The organism is Microbulbifer hainanensis (assembly GCF_014904735.1).
In the GTDB taxonomy this organism is placed as follows: Bacteria; Pseudomonadota; Gammaproteobacteria; order Pseudomonadales; family Cellvibrionaceae; genus Microbulbifer; species Microbulbifer hainanensis.
This window is the reverse complement of sequence record NZ_JACZCR010000019.1, coordinates 45,912-65,156: the sequence shown is the minus strand read 5'-3', so window position 1 is coordinate 65,156 and position 19,245 is coordinate 45,912. Positions and strand designations below refer to the sequence as shown.

Sequence of the window (19,245 nt, the reverse complement as noted above, 5' to 3'; positions counted from 1 at the left end):
CGGGCGGCAGCCGCCCGCCGTCACCGCTGTGGGCAAAGGCGTGCAGCCCCACGGCGTCGCCCTGCTTGATGGCTACGTAGGCGGACAGCAGCACCGCGTTGAGGGCGTGGTCGAAGTGGCTCAGCGCGTCGTCCTTGGCCCGCATACGGCGACCGCAGTCGAGCATGTAGACGATTTCCTGGTCGCGCTCGTCCTGGTATTCGCGGCTGATCAGCTTGCGCATCCGCGCGCTGGCCCGCCAGTCCACCTGGCGCTGGCTATCGCCGCGGCGGTACTCGCGCAACTGGCGGAAGTCCATGCCCTCGCCGCGGCGCTGCTGCTGGTGCAGGCCCAGATAGCGCAGGCTCTGCTCCGTGCTGAGGGAATGCAGCGAGGAGATGCCGAGAAAATTCGGGTAGACCTTGACCGCCTCGGTTTCGCCGAGGAAGACCTTTTTCTGCCATAGCCGCCAGGGGCTCTCAGCCCGTACCTCGATGCAGCCGAACCGGGCCAGGCCGCGTCGATGTGGTACCAGCGGGTATTCGATGTCCACGGCCTGTCCCGGATCCAGCTGCGCGCGCCGCGGCAGTCCGCGGGCGCTGAGTTGCTCGGGCAGCTGGTCGCTGACCTCCAGCGTCAGCGGGCGCGGACCGTCGTTGCGCAGGGTCAGTGTTACCCGGTTCTGAACGCCGAGGGCGAGGTTCCCCGGCAGCCGGCGCGCGCCCTGCAGACCGCGGACCCGGTTGCCGGTAAGCCAGTCGAGCAGCGCCGCGGCGAGCAGCAGCGCGCCCACTCCCCACCACAGGTCGGCGACGGTCGCGGCCCCCTGGGGCATCCAGATGCGGGTGGCGGAAATGGCCAGCGCGGCCAGGCACCAGTAATCAAGCAGTTTGACCAGACGGTTGCTGGGGCGCGCGGCGGGGCCCGGCGCGACTACCGCGCGGTCCCCGGCGATGCTGGCGCCACCGGTAGTTGCCGTCACAGTCGCGGCGCCTCCACGGAGTCGATGATCTGCGCCAGCACGCTGTCCGGCGTTTCACCGTCGATTTCCATATCCGGCGACAGGCCCACCCGGTGACGCATCACCGGAATGGCCATGGCCTTGACGTCGTCCGGCAGCGCGAACTCGCGCCCTGCCAGCAGCGCGTTGGCGCGGGCCGCCTGTAGCAGGCCAATACTTGCGCGGGGACCGGCGGCGCGGCGCAACTGTGAGGATTCGCGGGTGGCGCGCACCAGCCGTACGGCATAGGACAACACCTGCTGGTCCAGGGCCACCCGGGGTACCAGCGCCTGCAGTTGTCGCAGCTGTTCGATAGTCAGCTGGCCGGGCAGCGGCTGCTCCAGCTGCCGGTCGATACGCCCGCTACTGGCCGCGGCGGCGAGCCGCAGTTCGGCGTCGAGGCTGGGAAAATCGATCAGCACCTTGAGCAGGAAACGATCGAGCTCGGCCTCCGGCAGCGGGTAGGTGCCTTCCTGTTCAATCGGGTTCTGGGTCGCCAGCACCATGAAGGGCCGCGGCGTCGGCAGTGCCTCGCCGTCGATGGTGACTTGCTTCTCCTGCATCACTTCCAGCAGTGCCGCCTGGGTCTTGGCCGGGGCGCGGTTGATCTCGTCCGCCAGCAGCAGGTTGGTAAACACCGGGCCGCGGCGCACTTCGAAGCGGCTTTCGGCCATGTGGTAGATGGCGTGGCCGGTGACGTCTGCGGGCATCAGATCCGGTGTGAACTGGATGCGGCGGAAGTTGCCGCTGAAACAGTTGGCCAGCGCGCGCACCAGCAGCGTCTTGCCGAGACCGGGAACGCCCTCCAGCAGCACGTGGCCGGAAGCCAGCAGTGCGACCATCACCTGGTCGACGACGTTTTCCTGGCCGATCAGCAGCCGGTTGACGGTGTTGCGCAGCTGCGCCAGTTGCGCCGTGGCCGCCTGCCAGTTGGGGCCGCTGGTCGGGGCGGTCTCGTTCTGGGTTGTTTGGTTCGGGGTGGTGATGTCGCTCATAGGACTGCCTCTATTTGCTGCAGGTTGCGCATGCATTCGGTAAAGGTCTCCTCGCTCTGTGGCAGTTCGCCCCACAGGCAGGAAGCAATCTGGGATTCGCTCAGGCCGGTTTTTTCACTCAGCTGCACGCAGAGTTTGCGCCGCATACCCTGGCCGGCATTGTCGCCACGGAGCCGGCGCAGCAGGCGGCCGCGATAGCCGCTCAGCAATCCGGCACCCCGATCGGCTCGCCAGTAGTAGTGGCCGCATGCTGAGACGTGTTCGAGTAGAGACCGGCGTGCGGTTTCCGGTTCCGCGGCGCGCGGCCCGAAGCGTTGCGTGCGGAACAGCAGCCAGGCGAGTAAAGCGAGGCCGCCGGCGATAAAGAATTCCAGCGCATAGCGCCGCGCCAGTACCGCCAGCGAATCGAACCGCGGGCGGGTGAGCAATATGAAGTCGCCGTCTGAACTCAGCTGGCTGAGCAGGTAGGCGTGATCGAACTGGCCGATACGCTCCGACTGCCACAGGCCCGCGTCGGTCATCAGGGTGATCAGCCCCTCGCCGCGCTCGAATTGCATAAAGGGTACGCCGGCATCCTGGCTTTCGATCACTGCCCAGAACACCGGATCAGAGGGCTGCGGTGTGGACGCCGCATTATTGTCAGTGTCATCATCGAAGACCGGGTGCCATAGCAGCGTGGCTGGATTGAAATAAACCCGGTAGTCCGCGTCATTGGCATCCGCGAGGGTGACCAGGTGAGACGGTTCCACTTCCGGGTCGCGCGGAGCCTCCGGCTCCTCTTCCGCCTTCGCGGAATCCCCGGCATCGGTTTCTGTGTCTTCGCCTTCGCGCAGTTTGCGGTTGTGTTCGCGCAGCAATTCGCTGGCGCTCTTGCCGTCGTAGTCCTCGATGTCCTCGCCGAGCAGTTCGCGCAACGGGTTGGCGAAGTAGGCGTCGCCGTCACCCTCGACCACGCTGGCCCCGAGTTCGTCGAGCAGCCAGTCGTGCTCGCCGTCGTCGAGTTCGCGGGCGACCACAATGGCGTGACCGCCGCGGTCGATCCACTCGAGCAGGTCCCGCGCCCGTTCGCTGTTGTAGATCTGACTGCTACTCGCCAGGAACAGGGTGTCGTCGACATCGAGACTGTCCAGTACGGACAGGTTATCGGCGCGCCGGCTGCGGTGGCCGCTGGCGGCGAGATATTGCTCGGCGGCCAGATAGGGGTTGCGCCGCGCTTCGGCGCCCCAGCCGCGGTCCACTTCTTTGCTGTAACGTTCAAAAAAGGTCAGCCAGTATGCGGTGACGCCGGCTGCGAGCAGCAGGCCCGCGCCGATCAGCAGTCGTTTAGTGCGCATCGGCAAACACCTCCTGCCACTGGCCGCAGAGTTGCTCCAGCCGGGCACTCGCCGGTGCGCGATGGGCGTAGGCAATTTGCTGCCAGGCGGCGGTCAGGTTCTGCACGAAAGTGGCAAGCGTGCCGCTGACCGGACGCATGTCCTCATCGGCGCCGCCATCAGCCGGTTGCTGGCGCAGGCTCACCAGTTGGGCGCATTCGCTCTCGGTCAGGTGATCGCCGAATTCAAACTGGTAGCGCTCGATCAGGTGGGACAGCGTGGCGCGATAGAGCAGGCCGAGTCCGCCGCGCTGGTCGCCGGCGCGCCACAACCGCAGTACTTCGGCGCAGACGTCCGCCGGCAGGCTGGAGCGGCGCACATCCAGGCCGAACAGAGTTTCCGGTGCGGCTTTTGGCGGTGCTTTCGGGCGGCGGCGCAGGCGCAGGCCCTGACGCAGTGGATCGCGAAATTGCCACAGTAGGTAGAGCACCAGAGCGATGGCACCGCCCCACAGCAGCAGCTCGATCAGCCCGCCGATCAGCGGCCCGAGACTACCGTATGACGAGGGTTCGTCCTCCCGATCGTCGTCCTGCCCCAGGCTTTCGAGCCATTCGATGAAGTTGATCATCCACTCGGGAAATTCATCTTCCTGTTTCTCGGTATCCTTGAGACGCCAGCCGTCGACTTTTTCCCTGCGATGGAAATCGTCCCCAGAGAGGATCTGGTCGACGCTCTCCCGCGCTGCTTCCGGAGTCCTGGGAGCCTCGGCGCGCACCGATCCTGATGGTGCCATGGTGGCAAGGCCGAGAACGCACAACAGCAGCAGTTGCGCGACGACGGTGCGGGCTGACTGCTTTTCCGTGCGCTGGTGGCGTTGGCGCAGGTTGCGGAACTGAATCTCGATATCCCAGGCCTCGAGTTCGATGCGCCGGCCGATATACAGCGCAAATCCGGACACGATATAAAACGGCGCGACGGCGGCCATGACCAGCAGGTAGAGGCCGTTCAGTGCCCACTGCAGCCACAGTTCGCCGCTGGCGAGGAACGGCAGCCAGTCGATTTCCACCTGTTCGGGAATGAACAGGTAGATCAGGGCCATCAACGCCAGCGACAGGAACATCTCCACGTGGGCGCCGGTCACCGTCAGCCAGGTTGCGGCGCTGGCGTGTTTGCGGTGCAGCACATTGATACGCGCACTGCGCGCGGCGCCGCTGCTCTGTTCCAACAGTGTCACCGGCATATCGAAGGCGCGGGTCGGCGACAGTCGGCGCCAGGTGAGCCACGCAAACCAGTCGCGCAGGTTTTGCCGGGGGAACTGCCGCAGGGCACCGGCGACGGAAACCGACTCGCCGAACAGGGTGCGGCTGGCGATAAACAATGGCAGGCGGTCGTACACCGGCTTTAGCCACCACACGAGAAAAATGGCCAGACTGGGAGAGTCCCACAGCCACACTGAGGTAGCGCCAAAGACCAGTGCGGCCGGCAGCAGCCAGACAACGAACAGCGGCCACCACTGCCGTCGGGCCAGTGCCACACCGAGATCGATGGATTCCCACGGCGAGCGCAGACGCGCGCGTACGGCGAGGCGATTAAGATCCACTGCGCAGCTCCTTGTGCCCGTCGCCGTCCACGCCTCGACCCGCCAGTGCGAAATAGGCGAAGACCAGCAGCCACAAGGCCGCGCCTACAGCCAGCTTGACGGCGATGGCCAGTTCGGTACTGGAGGACCAGAAGGCTTCGAGGAAGGCGGCGATCACCAGCATCAAGAAAGTACCGTAAACGATCTTCATCGCCTCGATACTCGCCAGGCGCAGCGCCACCAGCCGGCGGCGGCCGCCGGGATCGATCAATGATTGCCCCAGTCTCAACCCGGCGGCACCCGCCAGTACGATGGCGGTCAGCTCGAAGGCGCCGTGGCCGATCACGAACGGATAGAAAGTGGTGACAAAGCCCACCCGCGTGATATGCCCGAACACGGCGCCCAGGTAGACGCCGTTGAAGACCAGGAAAAAGATGGCGCCGATGCCGAACAGCAGCCCGGCGGCAAAAGTGCGGAAGGCGATACCGATATTATTCTTGATATAGAAGCCAAACATCATTAAGTCGGAATCGGATCCGCGCTCGCGACCGAGCACGCTGTTGCCCGGATCGTACATGGACTCGAACTGCATCACCTGGTCCGGTGACATCACTGCATAGATGAGGGCATCGTTACTGTAGCTGCCGATGCCCATCACCAGCGCCGGCAAGACGAACAGTGCAGTGGCGAGCCACACATAGCGGATCTGCGCGCGCACTGCGCGGGGGAAACCGGCCAGCAGGTACCAGAGCCAGGTGTTGCGGCGCAACGTCTGCTGCTGGTATACGCGGTGGTGGGCAGCCATGACCAGGCGGTTGAGGCGATCGATCAGCTGGTTGGTGTACTGGCGTTCCTTGGCCACCGCCAGCTGTTGGCACAGCGCGCGATAGGCCACCGGGAGGTCCAGCGTCCCCTCGCCGCTCTGTAGCCACTGTTCCAGTGCATTCCAGCGGTCTTCGTATCGGTTTTCAAAGTCGCGCTGTTTCATTTACCACCCAGTAACCAGTTGCCCACGGCGCGCAGGTAATTCAGTGCGGCGCGATCGGATTTACCGGTGACCGGCTGGAGCAGGTCGGCGAGCTCGCGCTGGCGGGCATCGCTCAACTCTCCGTGGCGTTCCGTCAGGCTGATGACCGCGAGCTGGTCCTGCAATTGCAGGCCCCGCGGGGGTGCGAGGGGCGCCACATCTGGAAGGGAGGTCTGCCTGTGTTCCGCCTCCCGATAGACCACGAGAGTGCCGGCCGCCATATCGCCGAGACGCTGGAAGTTGCGGTTGAGGGTCATACTGATCACACCGGCCGCATAGGCAAACGGCAGGAAGTCGGCAAAGCGCAGCAGGTTGCGCAACAGCGAGGCGCCCCAGGAGATGGGGGTGAGGTTATCGTTGACCACCATCAGGCCGAACGCCTTTTTCCCCGGTGTCTGTCCCCCGCGCATCACCTCGAAGTACACCGGATAGAACCACTCCAGTAGAAACGAGCAGACGAGCCAGATCCCCATACCGGCGCGGTCGGCAAAGGCCAACGCAATACCCAGCCCGGTAAGGACCAGCGAGCGGTAAAAGACATCAACGGCAAAAGCCAATATGCGCGGCACCGGCCCAGCGGCCTGTGCGCGAAGGTCGATTCCCTCGGGGGTCTCGACGTTATAGGTGGTGTCCAGCAAACCACCACTCCCCAGTAATTGTGATTGTTATGATTTGGTTTCCGGTCCCGCGCCAAACATGTTGCGGTAGACGATCCCGTAAGCGATGGATATCAGCGGCACCACCCAGATCAGACCGATCAGCAGCGGTATGGAGCCGGCAATGATCAGCAGAATGACGACGATAGCGAAACCGAGGAATGCGAACCAGTGCCGGGTGATGGCTTTGCGCGAACTCTCCAGTGCCTGCCAGGGGCCGAGCCGCTTATCCGCGATCAGCGGGATCATCATCATATAAGCGACCAGCAGATAGACACCGGGCAATATGAGCAGGGCAAAACCGATGGAAACCATGACCCACATCAGCAGAGTCCCGGCCATTAGCGGCAGGGTTTTATCGAAATGGGCAAATACCTCTCCTGCGGAGGTCTGTTCGCCGCGGCCGATCTTGACTCCAACCATTGTCATACCGGCAACCAGTGGTGCAGAGACGAGGCCGACAAACAGCTGATACAGCACCTGCGGGCCGACAGCAATATTGTCGGCTTGTTCGATATCGTACGGTGTCACGCCGAAAATTTTCTGGCCGACGAAGCTGATGATCGCAGCCGCGATTGAATAGACGATGGCGGCGAGCCAGATGGTGCCCTTGTTGCCCCTGGTTCTTCCCCAGGCTTCGCTGAAGATTTCACCAATCGAAAGTCTGTATTCCCCGGCAATGCCCTTTTCCAGGGAACCGTAGCTGCCCTCTTCCTCACCGGTCGTCAATTGAGACTCCGGGGGCTTGTAAATGTCGCTCATCGAATATCCATCCACTATTCCCTGTAGCTCGATATAGAGCCTTGCGGAGAATATGGCACAGCCGTCGCTGATGGACAATGCCACGCCACACACGACAGCGGCAAATTAGGTGATGGCGCAGGTAGACGATAAAATTTCGCCCAGCATCAATCCGGGAGTATGCAATGAAGAAGTGGCTGTGGATTACGCTGTTGGCGCTGATGGTGGTGGCGGCTGGCTATGTGGCTTTGCCCCGTTATACCGTCGCCAAGCTGGAAGAGGCCGCGCGCGCGGAAGATATCGAAGCACTGCAGCAATATGTCGACTTTCCCGCATTGCGTGACAATTTGAAAGTCAGGGTGCAGCGGCATCTGGTGGAATCTATGGGCGATTCGGTTCCGCCCGAGTTCGGCGAACTCCTCACCGCCGGTACCAACCTGTTTATTGGGCCGCTGTTGCGTCAGCTGGTGACTCCCAGGGGGATCAGCGACTTGTTGCGCGGTGGCAAAAACCTGCAGGCGTTCGAGCGCGAACTCTACCGGGAGTCAATGGGCGATACCGTTAATCCTCCGCCCGATGATGTTGAGCAGAGCGGCGACTGGCAACTGCAGGCTTGGCGATTCACCGGCCTGAATCAGGTGTCTGCAGACTACGGGGAAAACGGCGAGGTGGCACTGCGCCTCATCATGGAGCGCCAGGGGCTGCATTGGCGCCTCGTCGATATCGCGTTGCTAAATGACGAAATGGAAAAGCAGTAGGGAGACACTATGCAAATGCAAGATTCGGTCAATGTGTTCGGCGATCCACTTCAGCCCTGCAGCATGGATCCGGTCACCGGTTTTTTCCGTGACGGTTGCTGTAATACCAGTGAGCAGGATGCTGGCTCGCATACTGTCTGTGTCGAAGTGACAGAGGAATTCCTGATGTATTCCCGCAGCCGCGGTAATGACTTGAGCACACCTGTACCGGAATTCGGCTTTCCCGGTTTGGAACCCGGCGACCGCTGGTGCCTCTGCGCTGCTCGCTGGCTTGAGGCACACCAGCAGGATATGGCACCGCGGGTCTATTTACAGCGTACGCATGTCAAAGCACTGGAAATTGTACCGCTGGCTCTGCTGCGTCAGTACGCTGTGGATCTCAATTGACTACCAGATCGTATATATGAAATGTGGAAATCCTGGATTGGTTGCTAATCCAGGCCTCTCGAAATTTGGTTATCCAATCTAAGTACCAATTTCAAACGTATTAAAGTAAATGTTGTAACGATATAGAAATACTGCCGAGACTGGTTCAGAAAATTCAAATGAAGACGTGTGTTCAAGTTAGCCTGGATAAATTGCACGAATTATCCAGCTAATTTTTAGGCCTGACTTTGTTGGCGAAATCGACAAGGTATCACAGCGTACTAATTAGGTTTTTATTTGTACGTGTTTGGGGGTAAACACATTTATTTGTGCATTTCGTCACATTTCTCTTGACCCAATTCCCAGCTTGAAACAACATATTTTAGCGCCGCTAAATACCTCAAAAGGCTGGATATCACGCCCTGATAATCCAATCGTTTAGAAATAAAAGCGGTTGTGTATTCAGTTGGTACGAATACTGCAGATAATACTTATATAGTTTATTGATTTGGCCATAAACGGTTAAAAGGACCGGAGCATAATCTGCCGAGATCGGTATATGCCTCCGTAATAAAATTGAAACGGGCAGAGGACGCCTGGGGGGCAATGCAACGAAGCTGTTGCATTGTATGTATAAAGGTAGCGATGGAAGCGCTGCTCATCCTCTTAATCGCATTCTGCGAGTTCTCCACTTTTTTCATTGAAATTTTTAGCTATCACAAGGAAGTGAAATAGTGTCCGAAAGGGATTGCGTGTGGAAGATATAGCAACGGAGCCGCCCTCCTCTCTGGCAGCGCCGCTTCAATTATCCGTAATCATTGTCAATTATCGTACGCCGGCGATGACTACAGACTGCCTGGAAACTCTACTGCCTGAATTGGAAGATATCGACAGTCGCATTTTTGTCATCGACAACGATTCTGGTGATAGTTCTGTTCCAGATATACAGAAGTGGTTGCATGGCAGAAGTGCCCGTGAGAGAGCAAAGGTCGAACTGATACCGTCAGAGCATAACGGTGGGTTTGCTGCAGGTAATAATATCGGTCTGCACCGCGCGCCGGCACAATACTACCTTTTGCTAAATAGCGACACGCGGGTGCGTCCCGGCGCGATTCATCGGTTACTGGAAGCCGCATCGAAAAATCCCGAATGTGGATTGCTTGGTCCCCGACTGGAATTCCCCAACGGCGAGCCTCAGGAGAGCTTTTTTCGGCAACATGGTGCCGCCAGTGAACTGATGCGCGGCGCTCAGTTGAGTCTACTCAGCCGCGTTCTGAATCGCTATGTAGTAGCACTCACTGTCGACGATCATGAAAGCACCATTGAATGGACCAGCTTTGCCTGCGTGCTGATACGTGGAGAAGTGCTGACGAAGATCGGCCTCCTCGACGAAGGGTACTTCATGTATTTCGAAGATGCGGAATTTTGCCGTCGCGCCGTTAACGCTGGTTGGAAAATAATGCACGACCCGAGAGCGCGGGTCGTACATCTCCGCGGAGGCTCTTCTCCAGTCAAAGACCGCTTGGTGCGACGCAAACGACTGCCGCGATATTACTACGAGTCCAGGGCCCGCTATTTTCGCCAGAAAGGCGGGATCGGCTACCTGTTTCTGGTCAATTGTCTGTGGCTAAGCGGACGCATTCTCTGCCTGCTCAAGCGACTCGTGGGAAGAGCCGACCGAGGCGCAGTACGGGGCGAATGGCTTGATCTTTGGATAGGAAGCCGTACTCCTTTATCGCCTGTAAGTTACTCCGCGCGGACGGGAGCAAACTATGAGTAGATCCCTTCCGGACTTTTTTATAGTCGGCGCTATGAAGTCGGCAACGAGTTCACTACACGAGCAGCTTGCGGCATTGCCCGGCATCTTCATGTCGCAGCCGAAAGAGCCTAATTTCTTCAGCGACGACACGATATTTTCTCGCGGGAAGGATTGGTATCGGGACTGTTTCGCCGGCGCGGCTGCCAATGATCTTATCGGGGAGTCCAGCACCCATTATGCAAAATTGCCGGATTATCCTAATGCGTTGCCACGATTGGTGGAAAGTGTTTCGGAGGCGAAGATTATTTATGTTATGCGCCATCCGATCGAGCGCCTGGTGTCTCAATATATTCACGAATGGAGCCAGAATCTCATCACGGATCCCATCGATGTGGCGATCCGGACACATACGCCGCTGGTGGACTACAGCCGCTATCACTACCAGATTTCTCCTTACCTGCAGACTTTTGGGGCAAGCAGCGTCTTGCCAGTATTTTTCGAGCGTCTGAAATTATCGCCCGATACAGAACTCAGGCGTATATGCCGGTTTATCGGATTGACGAACCAGCAATGCGAGCAAGTTCAATGGCGGCAGGATCAAGCTCCCAGCAATGTTTCCAGTGAGAGAATCCGGAAGTTTCCGCTATATCAAATACTCATAGAAGCCTCTCCCATGCAGATGATCAGGCGAAAACTGGTGCCCCAATCTGTACGTGACGCTATAAAACGTCGCCTAACCATGGCTCAAAGGCCGGAAATTTCCCTGCAAGTAACAACTGACCTCGAATGCATCTTTGATCACGACCTGAAAAAACTGGGGCAATTATTCAATGTGGATCTCAACTGTGCCAATTACCGGGAGCTTGTAACTGGCAAGCCCCTCGATTGGGTCAATCGAGAGGTAATCCGTGAAAAGGTGGAGTGTCTCGGGGAATGACTATATTGCCAACGAAATTCCGAGATGCAGATACCGGTGTTGTCGTCATCGGCAGAAACGAGGGGCTTCGCCTCCAGCGCTGCCTGGAATCTCTTTCAACACAGATACAACCGGTCGTATATGTCGACTCTGGTTCCAGCGACGACAGCGTAGAGCAGGCGCAAAAGCGCGGCTGCCACGTATTGAACCTTGATACCGCCAAGCCATTTACCGCGGGTAGAGCTCGTAACGAAGGTCTGTCTCATCTGCTCCGAAGCTATCCGAAGCTAGAGTATGTGCAGTTTGTCGATGGCGACTGCGAACTTCAGGCCGGCTGGCTTACTGCTGCAAGAACTTACCTGGTGGAACATCCGCGCTGCGCCATCGTCTGCGGACGTCGCCGCGAACGCTATCCGAAGTGGTCAGTCTATAACAGGCTCTGCGATATGGAGTGGGATACTCCTATCGGAGATGCGGCCAGCTGTGGAGGGGACTTCCTCGCACGGGTAACCGCACTGCGTAACGTTGCCGGCTTCGACCCAAAAGTAATAGCTGGTGAAGAACCGGAAATGTGCTTCCGACTCCGGCGGATGAACTGGGCAATAGCCCGAATTGAAGCGGAGATGACCTTGCACGATGCTGCCATGGCGCGATTTTCGCAGTTTTGGCAGCGTGCACGAAGAAGTGGCCACGCTTATGTCCAGCTTGCAGTCATGCACTGCGGTGAACCGGGAAGGTTTCAGCAGCGCGAAGTGGCCAGTATTCTGTTCTGGACTTTGGTGCCGCCGCTGGGGGCGTTACTGGCAGGTACCCTGGCCGCCCCCGCGGCATTGCTGCCGCTGTGTGCCTATCCGCTGCTGTGGGTAAAGATTTTGTGCGGCCGGCTCCGTGCCGGCAGCGCCATGGCGAGCGCAGCCATCTATGCCACGTTTATCCCAATCGGCAAATTTGCTCAGTGCGTGGGTGTCACGGACTTCCTGCGGCGCAAGGTTGCGCAGCAACAGTTTCAAATTATCGAGTACAAATAGCGACAGAAATATGCGAATTGCCTATTTCATCAATCAGTATCCGACGGCCAGCCACAGTTTTATCCGTCGAGAAATTCTTGCTCTTGAGCGGCGCGGCTTTGATATACAGCGTTTCGCCCTGCGTCGCGACTCTGCCAAGATTGTCGATGCCGAAGATCGCGCTGAAATGGCGAGAACCCGGTATGTCCTTGAGCAGCCGCGACTGCGGATCCTGTTTGACACGTTGCGCGAGGCGTTGCGCTCACCGTGGAAATTTACGCGGGTAACCTGGCTCGCGATACGCATTGGCACGCGCTCCGATCGGGGTGTACTCCGACACTTGGCTTATGTGGCAGAGGCCTGCCTCCTGGCGCGATGGCTGAGGGAGGCGCGCATTGATCACCTGCATGCGCACTTCGGCACGAATTCGGCAGCAATCGCAATGTTCTGCGACATGCTCGGAGCAGCCACTTACAGCTTTACCGTCCATGGTCCGGAGGAGTTCGACAAGGCGGAGTTTATAGCTATAGGCGAAAAAATCCGGCGCGCAAAATTTGTCGCGGCCATTACATCATTCTGTCGCAGCCAACTCTATCGGCAAGTGGATGCGGCGGAGTGGGGCAAGATACACCTGGTGCACTGCGGTCTCGATCACAAGTTCTTCGATGCAGATACCGGGAACGATGAGGATTCAGAGACGGTATTTACGTGTATCGGCCGGCTGTGTGAGCAAAAGGGCCAGCTGCTGTTACTGGATGCTTTTAGGGAACTGGTGGACAGCGGTACCGCGGCCAAGCTGGTCCTGGCCGGCGATGGCCCTATGCGTGGCGCCATCGAGCGGCGAATCGCTGACTACGGATTGCAGGATCTGGTACAGATCACTGGCTGGATCGACGGCGATCGGGTACGACAATTACTGCGCTCTTCCAGAGTTATGGTGTTGCCCAGTTTTGCCGAAGGGCTGCCGGTGGTGCTTATGGAGGCCATGGCGATGCAGAAACCGGTGATCACCACCTACATCGCAGGTATTCCCGAGCTGGTGCAAGACCAGGTAAACGGCTGGCTCGTTCCGGCTGGCTGCAGTGATTCTATCGCACGCGCACTGCACAATGCGCTGGAAACTCCTGCGGCCGTGTATCGGCAGATGGGTAGTGCCGGTCGTAAGCTGGTCGAGCGCCGACACAATGTCGATATCGAGGCGGAAAAGCTGGCCGGTCTGTTCGGCGGTGCACCATGAGCTGGACGGTAATCATTCTTTCCGTCCCGGGCGCACTGCTACTGATCTGGAACCTGCTCTGGCTGCTGGAGCTGCTCGCAGCACTGTTGCGGCATCCACGGGAATCGATTGCAAGCGCGCAGGCAGTCAACGCACTGGACTACACGGTGTTGATACCAGCTCATAATGAAGCGTCTGTGATCGCCAATACGCTGGCGTCATTGAGCAGGCAGCTGGACGACCGCGGTAGCGTGCTCGTGGTTGCCGACAATTGTACGGACAATACCGCCGAACTGGCGCAGGCAAGCGGGGCCCGGGTTATTGAGCGGTTTGACAGCGACCGGCGAGGAAAGGGCTACGCATTGCGTTGCGGCCTCGAGTTGCTCGCTGAGGCACCACCCGAAATCGTGGTCGTGCTGGACGCCGACTGCCGTTTCGACTGCGGGGCACTACATCAGCTGGTTGCCTGCGCCAACAAGAGGCGTTGCCCGGTGCAGTGTGATTACCGGATGCGCGTCGGCCGGGGGGAATCCCTGTCGCGACGGGTCGCGCATTTTGCTTGGCGGGTGAAGAACAGTGTGCGGCCTGGCGGCCTTTCTAGGCTGGCGATGCCCTGCCAACTGACGGGTACTGGAATGGCTTTCCCGTGGGAATGCATTGACGCACAGGACATTCCGGTTTCTAGCATTGTTGAAGACATGGTCCTGGGCGTAAACCTAGCACGCCGCAACCAGTTTCCCAGTTTTCTGCGGGACGCGGTGGTTTCCAGCGAGTTTCCAGAAACCGCCTCGGCCGAGCGCAGCCAGCGCGAACGCTGGGAGCATGGCCATTTGGCCACCATCACTGAGATAGTACCGAAGACGCTCATGCAGGCGCTGCGCGATCGCAATTGGCGTTTGGCGGCGCTGTGCGTCGACTTGTCAATTCCACCAGTGAGCCTGCTGGCTGCGCTGAACTTTATCTACTTTGTCATCGCCGCCTGCCAATACTGGATTGCCGGCACCGGCGGACTGCTGTACCTGTCCATGATTGCATGCGGGTTACTGGCGTTCGCGGTAGTCGCGGCATGGTGGCAGTGTGGGCGAGATTTGTTGGGGCCGTTGGAACTACTCAGGATACCAGCCTATATCGTGCAAAAGCTAAGCGTCTACACAGGCTTTTTTACAAAGAGACAAGGCGAGTGGATTCGCACCGCGAGGAAATGAACCCCGCTGAGAGCTGCCTCCATACCGGTTGACGCAATTCGTTCTCGATCGGTAAGACAAGCGATCACGCTTTTCGAATACAAATTCGAATTGGAAATTTTCAACAAAATTAACTGTGAAAGAAATATATAAATTATCAGGGGATTATAATGATCACGTCTTCTTATAATGAGTTCTTACCCATAGAAAAGCTAAACAACATTTCGATGCAAGAGTCGGAAAAATATCAATCTGCCTATCCATTTTCTCACGGAGTATACGATAACGTCTTTTCCGAAAATCTCTTGGATCAAGTCATAGAGGAATTTGAAGAGGGGGAGAAGCGTTGGAAGACGTTTGATTCAAAGTACGAAAAAAAACAGCAGATGAACCGTGATCTGAGTCTCGGCTCAATAACCCGGATGTTTATACATAATCTTAATTCGGCACCATTCCTTGAGTTCTTGGAAAAGCTAACAGGAATAGAAGGTCTTATTCCAGATCCATATCTACATGGCGCCGGTCTGCATAAAATTGAGAGTGGTGGCAAACTAGGTGTGCATGTTGATTTTAATGGGCACAAAAGAATGAATGTTTACCGCCGGCTAAATGTACTTATTTATTTAAACAAGAACTGGGAAAAAGATTGGGGGGGAGATTTTGAACTGTGGGATGCAGAGACAATGACCCGTCAAAAATCTGTTTCTCCAATTTTCAATCGCATGGCAATATTTTCAACCTCATCCACGAGCTTTCACGGTCACCCTGAACCGCTAAATTGTCCACAAGACAGAAGGCGAATATCTCTAGCACTATATTACTACACTGCCAATGATCCGGGAGAGCAAAAAAAAGAATTACATAGCACTTTGTTTCTCACCAAAAGCGGAAAGGCCGAACAAATATATAAACAGAACGGTAGGCTTCAACGAGTGAAAGCGATGTTCTCAAATTGGAGAACAGGCAGTCGGCATGTTGTCCCGCGATTGAAGTAATGAAGGGAGTCTCAAAATGAATAACGAACCTAACGATTCTATTCTTTCTCGCCCGCTATTCATCGTAGGCCCATTACGATCTGGGACAACATTGCTCAGATTGATTCTTGATCATCACCCGCAAGTAAATATATTCGGTGAATTTGAATTCAGTGTCTCACAGGCGATAGGAGAAAAATGGCCATCTATCCCTGACTATAAAAATTTTTTTAAAAATGATAGAGCGGCTCTCCAATTCGGCTTGGAACTGAATGATCAACTTGGCTATGAGGACATCCAGAAAGATTTTTTACGTCAACTGCATAGCAGAAAACCGAGAGAGATAATTGGAGCTTCCATCCATTCGCGAATAGACCTCCTTCCAAAGCTTTGGCCCCGGGCACGGTATATCAATTTATATAGAGACCCAAGAGATGTGGCACGGTCATGCATTGGTATGGGATGGGTTGGTAACGTCTACTATGGCTCGGATTACTGGATAAAAACAGAAGAGCGAAGAGAGTATCTGTTCAAGTGCGTGAAGCCAGAAAACATGATTGGCATACACTATGAAGATTTAGTCAGATCCCCTCGGGAAAATATCGCAAAGATTTGTGGTTTTATTGGTATCCCTTACCGGGAAGAGATGTTGGATATCGAACGCGGTTCTTCGTATAAAGCGCCTGACCCGAGATTCGCTGAGCAATGGCGACTGAAGCTCAGTGATAGAGATATTAATTATGTAGAAAATCGATGTGCAGAGCGCATGCAAAGACAGGGATATCAACTAAGCCAATCTAATTTGTTACCACCAAATCTATGGATACGTTGGTATCTTGCGCTGCAGAACAGAATTTATCGGGCGCATTTCCATATACGTAGATGGGGTATCACGCTCTGGTTTGCAAAGAAAATTGCAAATTGGACAAGAAGTTATCAATTACAGTCGTGGGCGGCAATTCGCATAAACAAAATCGACAGCAGGTATTTGAAATAACAGACTAGAGTGAGAAAAGTAATAATATCCCTTGGCAGAAGAAATAATGATGGATTAATTAGGTTTCGGCTACAAGGTTATCAAAGACTATTTAAAAGTTTTTATTGGATAACGGCGAAAGCAAATTTCCAAAATTAATTATTGGTCGATGCATCAATAAATACAGTTTGCTAATTGAATATCAATAAAAATATAGGACAAGCGGCACATGGATCAAATAGTAGACCTGGGGTTTTGTCAGCTACACCCGTTGAATATGGATTCAGCAGTTGACTATATATTGGAGCTAACCACATTCGCTGGTGCACAAATTGTAGTGACACCCAATATGGATCATGCGCAGAGATTATCCCATCAGAGTGTCAACACCAGCCTACAAAATGCTTATGCTGATGCCAGCTTGTCACTATGTGACAGTCGCATACTCCAAAAGCTAATTCAGTGGTCAGGACTAGCACCACCCCCTGTTGTCACTGGTAGCAATTTGACCGAAGTGCTATTTGAACGGGTACTCAATGCCACTCATGAAATTTTGATCCTAGGAGGATCAAAAGATGTATTTGAAGGCCTGAAGCTAAGGTATCCAACATTAAATCTGCAACACCATAATCCCAGCATGGGATTCATAAGAAATGAAGATGAAATAAATCAGATATGCGAATTGGTTAGAGAGAGTAATGCAGATTTCATATTTATTGCATTAGGTTCCCCGCAACAGGAGATACTGGCTCAAAGAATAAAACAGAGAGGAATCGATAAAGGAGTCTTGCTATGTATTGGTGCATCATTGTTATTCCTTACGGGCCATGAAAAACGAGCTCCCGAGTGGATGCAATTACTGAGAATGGAGTGGTTCTACCGCCTATCACGAAATCCTGGTCGCTTGGCTGGTCGTTATTTTCGGAATTTCTTGGCTGCCGGAAGAATATATCTAAAAATTAGAAGTGCAGCTAAGGGATAAGTCTGATTTGAAAGGTGAGTAGCTGAACTTAAATGGCAATAAATCATTATTTGAGGTATTGCAGAAGAAGACTTTAGATTTATTCTTCTCACTATTTCCGTGGCTGAGTTCAAAAGCACGGTAGAAATAGTCTAGGGGCAAGTAGCATGATCAAGTCTTAGAGTAAAATCTGTAAATTTTTTAGCATCGTATATGATTGTTCAACCAAATTGTAAATAAATGCCGAATACATTCGCTTATCTAGCATTACTTTTATGGCCTGTTCTTTCAGTTGTCTTCTATTTGCGCACTAGTGCTCTGGCCGCGACATTTTGGACTGTTGTCGGTGGGTATATGTTTCTGCCAGTAAAAGTCAGTTTTGACCTGCCTCTGTTACCGGAACTTAACCAGGAAACTATACCGGCGCTATCAGCACTGTTCGGTTGTGTCGTTATAAAAAAAATTCCATTTAATTTTTTACCGGAATCGAATATAGAAAAATTTATTGTAATTATTCTGTTATTAACCCCGATAGTGACAGTTCTTACAAATCTCGATCCCGTTTTAGTCGGGTCTGATTTAAGACCGGCACTACAATACAAACAAATTATAACCATGCCGTTAATAGTGTATTTAAAAATAATCCCATTTCTTTTGGGGCTATCTCTAATACGCTCTAAAATTGATTTATTGAAATTGCTCCAGCTTATGGTATTCGCGGGCATAATATACTCACCTCTAGTACTGTTAGAAGTTAGATTGAGCCCCCAGCTGCATACTTTTGTGTATGGTTTCTTCCCACATGAATTTAGCCAGCAGATACGACTTGATGGATTTCGGCCGGTTGTCTTTATGGGGCATGGGTTACTTGTCTCGATTTTTTACGTAGCCGTATTCTTGTGTGCTGTAGAGCTGAGTAAGCATAGGCGCAAATTATTGGGAATTCCTGCTTGGTTAATAATCATATACCTTTCACTAGTCCTGATGTTTTGTAAATCTGTTGGAGCTTGGGGATTAAGTTTATTTGGTTTTTCCATAATAAATTTATTTGGATATAGAGGGCTTTCCAGGATTTCGCTTATTCTCGCTTTATTAGTGATTTTCTATCCGCTACTCTCTATGGCCAATTTATTCCCACATAAAGAGTTCGTTGACTTGGCGGGCATGTTTGGAGGGGATCGCGCCCAATCTTTAGATTTTCGATTTTTTAATGAAAATCGTCTTATAGAACATACCAGAGACAAATTACTTTTTGGTTGGGGTGGATGGGATAGGAATCGGCCTGAAGGCATCGTTACAGATGGATTCTGGGTTATCCAATATTCGACATTTGGTATTGTAGGGTTCGTCGCGATATTCGGATTAATCTTATCCCCCGTGTTTAAGGGCCGGAAATCGATTCAGATGATTAGCGAAAAAGAGCTTCGTCGGTACACCGCGTTCGCAATGTTTTTTACCGCACTTATGACAATTAACCAAATCCCCAATAGTTCTATGTATAGCTGGCTATGGTTCTTTTTGGGGGGGATGGCCGGGTTCTCAAGCAAATTTAAGAGAACAGCCTGCAGAAGAAGGCATAGTCCAGTAGCTAGAAATTTGCAAAATAAAACTGCGAGTCTAGAAGAGGCAAAAGTACAAGCTTGAGTATCGCACCAATCACAGCGATTGGTTCAATAATGTTCTAGATGACTAGAAATTACTGTGTTTCATATGCAGAGAGCTAATACTGACCGATTGGGTTCAATTTATGAAAGTTTTATCCCGACCTTTTGGCCACCTTCCAGCTTTTGCATGAGCCTGAGGCTGCACCATGAAATAAGCTAATGCGTGAGCTCATT

18 protein-coding genes are annotated in these 19,245 nt (G+C 54.5%); 11 read left to right on the top strand and 7 right to left on the bottom strand.

The annotated features are described in order from the left end of the window. The 7 genes from IG168_RS20915 to IG168_RS06165 form a co-directional block, all read right to left on the bottom strand. On the bottom strand, positions 1-961 hold a 961-nt coding region (locus IG168_RS20915; protein WP_193162949.1), incomplete at its 3' end, for a DUF58 domain-containing protein. Next, the gene (locus IG168_RS06190; protein WP_193162947.1) at positions 958-1,974 is read right to left on the bottom strand and encodes an AAA family ATPase; all 1,017 of its coding nucleotides are present in this window, start codon (positions 1,972-1,974) and stop codon (positions 958-960) included. The genes IG168_RS20915 and IG168_RS06190, both read right to left, overlap by 4 nt. Then, positions 1,971-3,308 (bottom strand): DUF4350 domain-containing protein, encoded by a 1,338-nt coding sequence (locus tag IG168_RS06185; protein ID WP_193162945.1) that lies wholly within the window; start codon positions 3,306-3,308, stop codon positions 1,971-1,973. The genes IG168_RS06190 and IG168_RS06185 overlap by 4 nt, the downstream gene beginning before the upstream one ends. After that, positions 3,298-4,887, bottom strand: coding sequence for a DUF4129 domain-containing protein (locus IG168_RS20910; RefSeq protein WP_193162943.1), 1,590 nt, complete (start codon positions 4,885-4,887; stop codon positions 3,298-3,300). The genes IG168_RS06185 and IG168_RS20910 overlap by 11 nt, the downstream gene beginning before the upstream one ends. Continuing rightward, the gene (locus IG168_RS06175) at positions 4,877-5,854 is read right to left on the bottom strand and encodes a stage II sporulation protein M (protein ID WP_193162941.1); all 978 of its coding nucleotides are present in this window, start codon (positions 5,852-5,854) and stop codon (positions 4,877-4,879) included. The genes IG168_RS20910 and IG168_RS06175 overlap by 11 nt, the downstream gene beginning before the upstream one ends. Continuing rightward, positions 5,851-6,531 carry an RDD family protein gene (locus IG168_RS06170; protein ID WP_193162939.1) on the bottom strand — a complete coding sequence of 227 codons (681 nt, stop codon included), beginning with the start codon at positions 6,529-6,531 and terminating at the stop codon, positions 5,851-5,853. The genes IG168_RS06175 and IG168_RS06170 overlap by 4 nt, the downstream gene beginning before the upstream one ends. A gap of 27 nt (positions 6,532-6,558) precedes the next feature. Next, a complete protein-coding gene (locus IG168_RS06165; protein ID WP_193162937.1) occupies positions 6,559-7,311 on the bottom strand; it encodes a DUF2189 domain-containing protein in 753 nt (250 codons plus the stop codon). 164 nt (positions 7,312-7,475) lie between these two features. Between IG168_RS06165 and IG168_RS06160 the strand changes: the two genes are divergently transcribed. From IG168_RS06160 to IG168_RS06110, 11 genes are all read left to right on the top strand, one after another. Then, positions 7,476-8,048: a DUF2939 domain-containing protein gene (locus tag IG168_RS06160; protein ID WP_193162935.1), complete on the top strand. Its 573-nt coding sequence runs from the start codon at positions 7,476-7,478 to the stop codon at positions 8,046-8,048. A 9-nt stretch (positions 8,049-8,057) separates the two neighbouring features. Beyond that, positions 8,058-8,435 (top strand): DUF2237 family protein, encoded by a 378-nt coding sequence (locus tag IG168_RS06155; RefSeq protein ID WP_193162933.1) that lies wholly within the window; start codon positions 8,058-8,060, stop codon positions 8,433-8,435. 733 nt (positions 8,436-9,168) lie between these two features. Further along, positions 9,169-10,194, top strand: a complete 1,026-nt coding sequence (locus IG168_RS06150) for a glycosyltransferase family 2 protein (protein WP_193162931.1) — start codon at positions 9,169-9,171, stop codon at positions 10,192-10,194. Then, positions 10,187-11,110 carry a sulfotransferase family protein gene (locus tag IG168_RS06145; protein ID WP_193162929.1) on the top strand — a complete coding sequence of 308 codons (924 nt, stop codon included), beginning with the start codon at positions 10,187-10,189 and terminating at the stop codon, positions 11,108-11,110. Before IG168_RS06150 ends, IG168_RS06145 begins: the two co-directional genes overlap by 8 nt. Before the next feature lie 5 nt (positions 11,111-11,115). Then, positions 11,116-12,117 (top strand): glycosyltransferase family A protein, encoded by a 1,002-nt coding sequence (locus IG168_RS06140; RefSeq protein ID WP_226876583.1) that lies wholly within the window; start codon positions 11,116-11,118, stop codon positions 12,115-12,117. A 10-nt stretch (positions 12,118-12,127) separates the two neighbouring features. After that, positions 12,128-13,333: a glycosyltransferase family 4 protein gene (locus IG168_RS06135; protein ID WP_193162925.1), complete on the top strand. Its 1,206-nt coding sequence runs from the start codon at positions 12,128-12,130 to the stop codon at positions 13,331-13,333. Continuing rightward, entirely contained in the window at positions 13,330-14,517 is a 1,188-nt protein-coding gene (locus IG168_RS06130; RefSeq protein WP_193162923.1) for a glycosyltransferase family 2 protein, read from the top strand. The genes IG168_RS06135 and IG168_RS06130 overlap by 4 nt, the downstream gene beginning before the upstream one ends. A gap of 149 nt (positions 14,518-14,666) precedes the next feature. Beyond that, a complete protein-coding gene (locus IG168_RS06125) occupies positions 14,667-15,491 on the top strand; it encodes a 2OG-Fe(II) oxygenase (protein WP_193162921.1) in 825 nt (274 codons plus the stop codon). Positions 15,492-15,507: 16 nt separating this feature from the next. Beyond that, on the top strand, positions 15,508-16,467 hold the full coding sequence (locus tag IG168_RS06120; protein WP_193162919.1) for a sulfotransferase family protein: 960 nt from the start codon (positions 15,508-15,510) through the stop codon (positions 16,465-16,467). 208 nt (positions 16,468-16,675) lie between these two features. Next, positions 16,676-17,428: a WecB/TagA/CpsF family glycosyltransferase gene (locus IG168_RS06115; protein WP_193162917.1), complete on the top strand. Its 753-nt coding sequence runs from the start codon at positions 16,676-16,678 to the stop codon at positions 17,426-17,428. Positions 17,429-17,761: 333 nt separating this feature from the next. Further along, the gene (locus IG168_RS06110) at positions 17,762-19,051 is read left to right on the top strand and encodes a hypothetical protein (protein WP_193162915.1); all 1,290 of its coding nucleotides are present in this window, start codon (positions 17,762-17,764) and stop codon (positions 19,049-19,051) included. Positions 19,052-19,245: the final 194 nt, after the last annotated feature.

Bases quoted from the DNA above. Each gene is read 5' to 3' on its own strand.
- IG168_RS06185 (WP_193162945.1), bottom strand. From the start codon at position 3,308: ATGCGCACTAAACGACTGCTGATCGGCGCGGGCCTGCTGCTCGCAGCC.
- IG168_RS06175 (WP_193162941.1), bottom strand. From the start codon at position 5,854: ATGAAACAGCGCGACTTTGAAAACCGATACGAAGACCGCTGGAATGCA.
- IG168_RS06165 (WP_193162937.1), bottom strand. From the start codon at position 7,311: ATGAGCGACATTTACAAGCCCCCGGAGTCTCAATTGACGACCGGTGAG.
- IG168_RS06135 (WP_193162925.1), top strand. From the start codon at position 12,128: ATGCGAATTGCCTATTTCATCAATCAGTATCCGACGGCCAGCCACAGT.
- IG168_RS06130 (WP_193162923.1), top strand. From the start codon at position 13,330: ATGAGCTGGACGGTAATCATTCTTTCCGTCCCGGGCGCACTGCTACTG.
- IG168_RS06145 (WP_193162929.1), top strand. From the start codon at position 10,187: ATGAGTAGATCCCTTCCGGACTTTTTTATAGTCGGCGCTATGAAGTCG.
- IG168_RS06155 (WP_193162933.1), top strand. From the start codon at position 8,058: ATGCAAATGCAAGATTCGGTCAATGTGTTCGGCGATCCACTTCAGCCC.
- IG168_RS06190 (WP_193162947.1), bottom strand. From the start codon at position 1,974: ATGAGCGACATCACCACCCCGAACCAAACAACCCAGAACGAGACCGCC.
- IG168_RS06110 (WP_193162915.1), top strand. From the start codon at position 17,762: ATGTTTCTGCCAGTAAAAGTCAGTTTTGACCTGCCTCTGTTACCGGAA.
- IG168_RS06115 (WP_193162917.1), top strand. From the start codon at position 16,676: ATGGATCAAATAGTAGACCTGGGGTTTTGTCAGCTACACCCGTTGAAT.
- IG168_RS06120 (WP_193162919.1), top strand. From the start codon at position 15,508: ATGAATAACGAACCTAACGATTCTATTCTTTCTCGCCCGCTATTCATC.
- IG168_RS06160 (WP_193162935.1), top strand. From the start codon at position 7,476: ATGAAGAAGTGGCTGTGGATTACGCTGTTGGCGCTGATGGTGGTGGCG.
- IG168_RS06125 (WP_193162921.1), top strand. From the start codon at position 14,667: ATGATCACGTCTTCTTATAATGAGTTCTTACCCATAGAAAAGCTAAAC.